Genomic DNA, 5,598 nt, shown 5'->3' with positions numbered 1-5,598 from the left:
ACCCCCCCATCCCTGTTTTCTTTTTCGGTTTGTGTTGTCCCGCGGTGGGCTCTCCCTACCCCCCCCCCCCCCCCGCCCGGCCGCCCCGCGCGCGCCGCGCCCCCCCCGGGCCCCCCCGCGGCGGTAGTTCCCGAGTACCCGTTGGCGCAGCATGCCGTCGTGGCGGGCCCGCCAGGCCAGGGCGTCGTCGGCGGCGAGGAGGTGGACGGTGCGGCGCATGAGGTGGGTCCGCACCACGCTCCGCCGGATCAGCAGGTCCGAGAGCACCGCCGGGTCGAACGCGCGCAGCCGTGCCCAGAGCCCGACGAACGGTTCCTGCGGTTCCTGCGCCTGCAGGCCGCACAGGTGCGCGACGGCGTCGAGGACCGGCACGTCTGCGTGATCGAGCAGCAACTGTCGGGCGAGCGTCGCGCGGTTGAGCGCCCGGGTGTCGAGAACGGTCATCGGCTCATGCCACAGCGCGCTCGTCGGTCGGCTGCCGGGGCACCCGGTTCATCCGCGCGTTCCGCGCCTCGGGCCGGCCTTTGCGGTAGCGGCCGGTGAGCAGGCCCATCGCCGGCGGACTCCACACCGGCGATGGGCCTGTCATAGCGCTCGCAGGTGGGCAGGACCTCGCGCTCGATGCCGCGGTTGACGATCGAGTACGGGGACTGCCCGGTGCGGGAGCGCTGCAGATCGCGCCGGTCGGCGTCGAGGGTCGAGGGGGGCGTGGTGGTGGCGGTCACGGCGTTCGGGTCCTTCGGGTTGTTGTCGTTGACTGGCACGCGACAACAGTCGCAGGCGAAGCGGCCAGGGAGTGTCCGCTTCTCCGGGCGATATGGGGATCATGCCGAAGACTTCTCGGCCCAGGGCGTCGCCCCGGATCTTCGGGTCCGACCCCGACGTCGGCCCGAGACGGCGGGGCCGGTCAGGTAGGCGACACGGGTGGGGATGTCCAGCAGACAGCATCGATCATGCCTGGCAGTATGCCCGCCGCCACCGACGTTCTGTCATTCGCCGCTGCTATAGATTGCGCCACCATCACCCGCCAGATCCACCTCTGACAGGAACTATCGGCATGCACCTCTCCCCCCTCGCGCAGCGCCTGCTCAATCTGATCGACGGGACCGCGAATGACCCCACATACTGGCCTGACGTCTCCCAGCTGAGCACCGGGCTGGGCGCGTCGGTCCGGGCCGGCGATGGCAGTTCGATATCGGCACGGTACGTGGTCGACGAGCAGCGGCTGGCCGTGGCGGCCCGCGAGCTGGTCGGATTCCTGATGCCGGACGGAAAACGACCGTACGAACCCTTCTCCGTGCTGGTGGCGGCGGGGCTGGCGGGCATGGACGCCGAAGTGGGCGCCCGGCTCACCGAGGAGCGCGGGCCGATCGCGCTCGCCGAGACGGAAGTGCTACTCGGCTGGGACGTGGAGCGGCGGGCGCTGCTCGCCGAGGCGATGCGGGAACGGTCAGACCATGCCGCCCCGCTGTCCGGCGTGATCGAATGGCTCAGCGGCCAACCCGGCTACCTGGACTTCGCCCGGACGGCTCTGGAGGCGGCCGAGGCCCGCGTCGCGGCGATCCACGCCGGCGAGATTCCCTACCGGGCGGAGAAGGCGTTCGAGGACGGAGAGAAGGAGATCCTCGGCCGGGCCGTACGACTGGCGCTCTTCCGGGACGAGCCCTGGCTGCCCGAGCTGCTGGACAGGCTGCTGCGCGGGATCGCGGTGGCGCCCACCCAGGCCAAGACCCTGCCCTCCCAGGGACTGCTGTTCGAGATCGCCCGCGCGGTGCAGGACCACCCGACGCCCGAGGCGATCTCCGCGCTGCGCGCCGCCCGCCAGGCCACCCGGCACGCCGGGGTGCCCAAGCAACTGGACCGCATGTTCAAGCGCATCGAGGCCGCCCTGGCCAACCGGCTGGAGGTGGCGTTCCGGATACCCGACGGGCGGGTGCGGCAGGCCGTCGGCGAGCACACGGCGGTGATCTCAACCGATGGCAAGGTCGAGCTGTCGTGGTGGCACGGGGACAGGAAGCTGAAGGCGGTCCCGGCGGCGGTCAAACGGGAGCACCCCGAGGAGGTCAAGCGGCTGCGCGAGCTGGCCAAGCAGACCCTGCAGCAGCAGGCCACCCTGAGCAGGGCGCTGGAAGCCGGATGCGCCGGCGAGACGGCTCCGCCGTATCGGCAGTTGGAGGGTCACCCGGTCACCGATCGGCTGATCTGGGAGTTCGAGGTCTCGCCCGGTGTGTGGCGCAGCGAGCTGGGGTTGACCGTGCCGGACGTGCCGGTGCGGCTGTGGCATCCGGCCCGCGCGTCCGTGGAGGAGGTGCGGGCCTGGCGGGAGGTGGTGCAGGGCAAGGAACTGCGCCAGCCGTACAAGCAGGCCTTCCGCGAGGTCTACCTGCTCACCCCCGCCGAAGAGGAGACGCGCGACCACTCGCGCCGGTTCTCCAACCACCTGCTCCGGTACGGCCAGGCCAAGGCACTGCTCACCGATCGCGGCTGGACCGGCATGTCGCTGGGCCACTGGGACGCGGCCGGAGGGTCCGGCGAGTGCACCGCCGCCAAAAAGCTGCCCGGTGGCCTGACCGCCACCTGGGACTTCCACCTGGACGAGCACTCCTACGAACGCGACGGCTACGGCACCACCGTCTCCATCTGCGTCAGCGGCGACATCCGTTTCCTCGCCGGCATCTCGCCGGTCCCGCTGGCCGAGGTACCTCCGCTCATCCTGTCGGAGGCACTGCGAGACGCCGACCTGGCCGTCGGCGTCACCTCCACCGGCCTGGACCCCAACGGCCACGGGGACTACTGGCAGTCCTACAGCTTCGGCGACCTGGCCGAGAGCGCCCAGGTCCGGCGCGACGCGCTGTCCCGGCTGATCGGGCGTACGACTATCGCGGACCGGTGCGTCATGACCGACCGCTTCCTGGTGGTTCGAGGCGATCTACGCACCTACAAGATCCACCTGGGGTCGGCGAACATCCTGATGGAACCCAACGACGCCTACCTGTGCATCGTCTCCGCACGCGACCCCCACCCCGGACTGTTCCTTCCGTTCGAGGAGGACGGCCGGTTGGCGCTCATCCTCAGCAAGGCTTTCCTGCTGGCGAACGACACCGCCATCACCGACCCCTCCATCACCCGTCAGCTCCGGGCTTGATCCACAATCGCGCGCCGTTCATCCCGAGATCGCCGGGCGGACCACCGCAGGCTCCTTACCCAGGCTTTCGGTGTCGCGGTTCATCCGCCGCGCTCACGAGAAGTAGCGCTCAAAGGAATCCCCCTGCTCGCTCCGCCGCTGTGCGGACGGCCACGGCCGAGCCGGAACCGGCCGACCGGCCTTCCTCGGTGGATCGCGACAACCTGTGGCCATGAGCGTGCCGCGACGCGGTCGCTACCGGTGAGATCAGACCAGGACGTGTCCTGGTCTGATCTCACCGGCGGGCCACGCCGAGAATGAGATAGGACAACGGCGTGCGAACCTTGGGAAACAGGAACCGTTCCAGCCGCTCAAGGGTGAATCCGGACCGCTCGATCACCGCCGCGGTGTCGCGGCCGGTGTGGCAGCCCCCGAACAGGCCGGGCCATATCGTCGCGTCCAGCAGACACTGGACGCGAATCATGCCGGGCGAGTCGGCCCGGACGTGCTCCAGGAAACGCAGCTGCCCTCCGGGCTTGAGCACCCGGCGCACCTCCCGCAACGCCGAGCCCTGGTCGGGAAGCGAGCACAACACCAGCGACATGACCGCGGCGTCGAAGCTCGCGTCCTCGCCCGGCAGCCGGTCGGCGAGGCCGTCGACGACGTCGATCGGAACGAGTGCCTTGCCGGCATTGGCCCGTGCGAGCCGACGCAGACGCGGCTCCGGTTCGACCGCAAGCACCCGGGTGACGGCCGGCGGGTAATGAGCAAAGGTCAGCCCGTTGCCGGCGCCCACCTCGATCACCTTTCCCGAGAGCCCGGCCAGCAGCGCCTCGCGACGCTCGGCCAGACCTGCGCGTTCCACCACCTGGCTGACGCGGGCATAGAACCGCGCGAAGATCGGATGGCTTATACCGGTCCTCGTCATCATCTCCTCCCGCTCCCATCATCACCTGCCGGCTCACCGGCGGCTCTGCCGGCCACCCGAGCTGGAGCGATAGACCTCAGCCCGAGGCGGGACGGTAGATCACGGAGAACCGGCGTCCTCCGTCTGTTGACTCCACGACGGTTGCGTCCTCCATGGCCGCGAGGAGACGCTGCCGGTCGACAGCCGTGAAGGCGGCGACCTGGCCTGGCAGCCGGCCCGCCACCTGCCAGGTCCTGCCGGAGTCCTTGCTGGTGTGCACCTGGCCGTCGGTCCCGGCTCCGACGAGATCGTCTTTGCCGACAGAGTCCACGTGGGACATGAGCGGGGAATCGGCGAGCGCGGTGAAGTTCACGCCGCCGTCATCGCTGACCCGGAGCCCGTTCGGTGTGGTCGCGTACACGCGATTCGGCTTCTCGTGATGAGCGGCCAGATCGATCACCTCTGCTCTCGCCCCCGGCACCCAGCTCTTGCCTTGATCATCGCTGCGCCGTATCCGCCCCTTCTGGCTGTCGTAGGCGTAGAGGGTGGCGCCCGCCGGTTGAATGGCGTGGAAGTCAGCGGTGCCCGCCTCCGACACCGAGGTCCAGGTGGCACCGGCGTCCGTCGTGCGGATCAGCCCCAGGTGCGGGGAGACCCCGGATGAGGCATCGGCCTCCCCCGGGTGGCCGCTGGCCAGGAAGGTCCTGGGCCCGACGACGGTGAAACCCATGTGGTCCTGGATCCGATCGGCCATACGCCGAGCCGTGTTCGTGGACCGGATCTGAAACAGGCCGTAATGCCCCGCGACATAGACCGTGCCATCCGCCGGATCAACACCGAGACCGTGAACGTGCCCGATTCCGGGATCGGCCGAATCGGCGGCGCCCGATGAGGGCTCCTCGGTGCACGCCGTGCCGGCAAGAGCCAGGAAGGCCAGGGCGACGCCCGTACGCAGGCAAGGACGCCGGTTGATGGAGACCATGACAGCACCCTACCGCCACCTACTATCTACCATCGTAGTTAGTAGGTGGCTAGAACAGCGAGACGCCGTGGCAGTGATGGGCCAGGAACGAGCCCACCCCGGGAATCGCCGCCACGGCCGCGGGGCCGATGAGAAGGAGGGCGACCGCGGCCAGGCCCGCGACGCGTTCCCGGGCTCCGAGCGGAGCCGCCGGGCTGAGCATGCGCCGAACACGGGTGAGGGCCGTCTCGCCCCCCGCGCCCAGCGTGAACGCGGGTGTCCGTCCCGTGGCGAGCCGGACCAGTGCGGCGGCGATGTGGATGCGCGGGTGGCGGCGGGCCGCGACGTCGTCGGCGAGGAGCTCGATCAGTCGCGCGATCTCACTCCGGGCTCGGGCGAACAGCGGCAGATGGGGGAAGGCCCTGCAGAAGGCCTCGGCGGCGGCCAGGGCGAGGTGGTGGCGCCCGCGCAGGTGCGCCTGCTCGTGAGCGAGGACGGCGGCGACCTGCTCGGGAGCCAGGGACCGCAGGGATTGGCGGTAAACCGCTGCGTCGCAGGTCGCGGAAGACTGTGCAGGGCGTCGGGGCGGTGTCTTCCGGAGCCGCG

At 70.2% G+C, this 5,598-nt stretch carries 6 protein-coding genes; 1 reads left to right on the top strand and 5 read right to left on the bottom strand.

Features of this window, described 5'->3' with window-relative positions; translation table 11 throughout:
- Together ABT130_RS46820 and ABT130_RS46815 are read right to left on the bottom strand one after the other, a co-directional pair.
- Positions 1 to 444, bottom strand: a 444-nt coding sequence (locus tag ABT130_RS46820; protein ID WP_350966387.1) for a DNA glycosylase AlkZ-like family protein, incomplete at its 3' end; no start/stop codon positions are given.
- Positions 441 to 764, bottom strand: coding sequence for a hypothetical protein (locus ABT130_RS46815; RefSeq protein WP_350966386.1), 324 nt, complete (start codon positions 762 to 764; stop codon positions 441 to 443). The genes ABT130_RS46820 and ABT130_RS46815, both read right to left, overlap by 4 nt.
- Positions 765 to 1,057: 293 nt before the next feature.
- Between ABT130_RS46815 and ABT130_RS46810 the strand changes: the two genes are divergently transcribed.
- Entirely contained in the window at positions 1,058 to 3,145 is a 2,088-nt protein-coding gene (locus ABT130_RS46810; RefSeq protein ID WP_350966385.1) for a DUF4132 domain-containing protein, read from the top strand.
- 274 nt (positions 3,146 to 3,419) lie between these two features.
- On the opposite strand, the gene ABT130_RS46805 is transcribed toward ABT130_RS46810, so the two are convergent.
- The 3 genes from ABT130_RS46805 to ABT130_RS46795 form a co-directional block, all read right to left on the bottom strand.
- Positions 3,420 to 4,055 (bottom strand): class I SAM-dependent methyltransferase, encoded by a 636-nt coding sequence (locus ABT130_RS46805; RefSeq protein ID WP_350966384.1) that lies wholly within the window; start codon positions 4,053 to 4,055, stop codon positions 3,420 to 3,422.
- Positions 4,056 to 4,128: 73 nt separating this feature from the next.
- A complete protein-coding gene (locus ABT130_RS46800) occupies positions 4,129 to 5,013 on the bottom strand; it encodes a F510_1955 family glycosylhydrolase (protein ID WP_350966383.1) in 885 nt (294 codons plus the stop codon).
- 49 nt (positions 5,014 to 5,062) lie between these two features.
- On the bottom strand, positions 5,063 to 5,598 hold a 536-nt coding region (locus tag ABT130_RS46795), incomplete at its 5' end, for a M56 family metallopeptidase (RefSeq protein WP_350966382.1).

The organism is Streptosporangium sp. NPDC001681 (genome assembly GCF_040298085.1).
Taxonomy (GTDB): Bacteria; Actinomycetota; Actinomycetes; order Streptosporangiales; family Streptosporangiaceae; genus Streptosporangium.
This window is presented reverse-complemented; position numbering and strand designations above follow the sequence as displayed.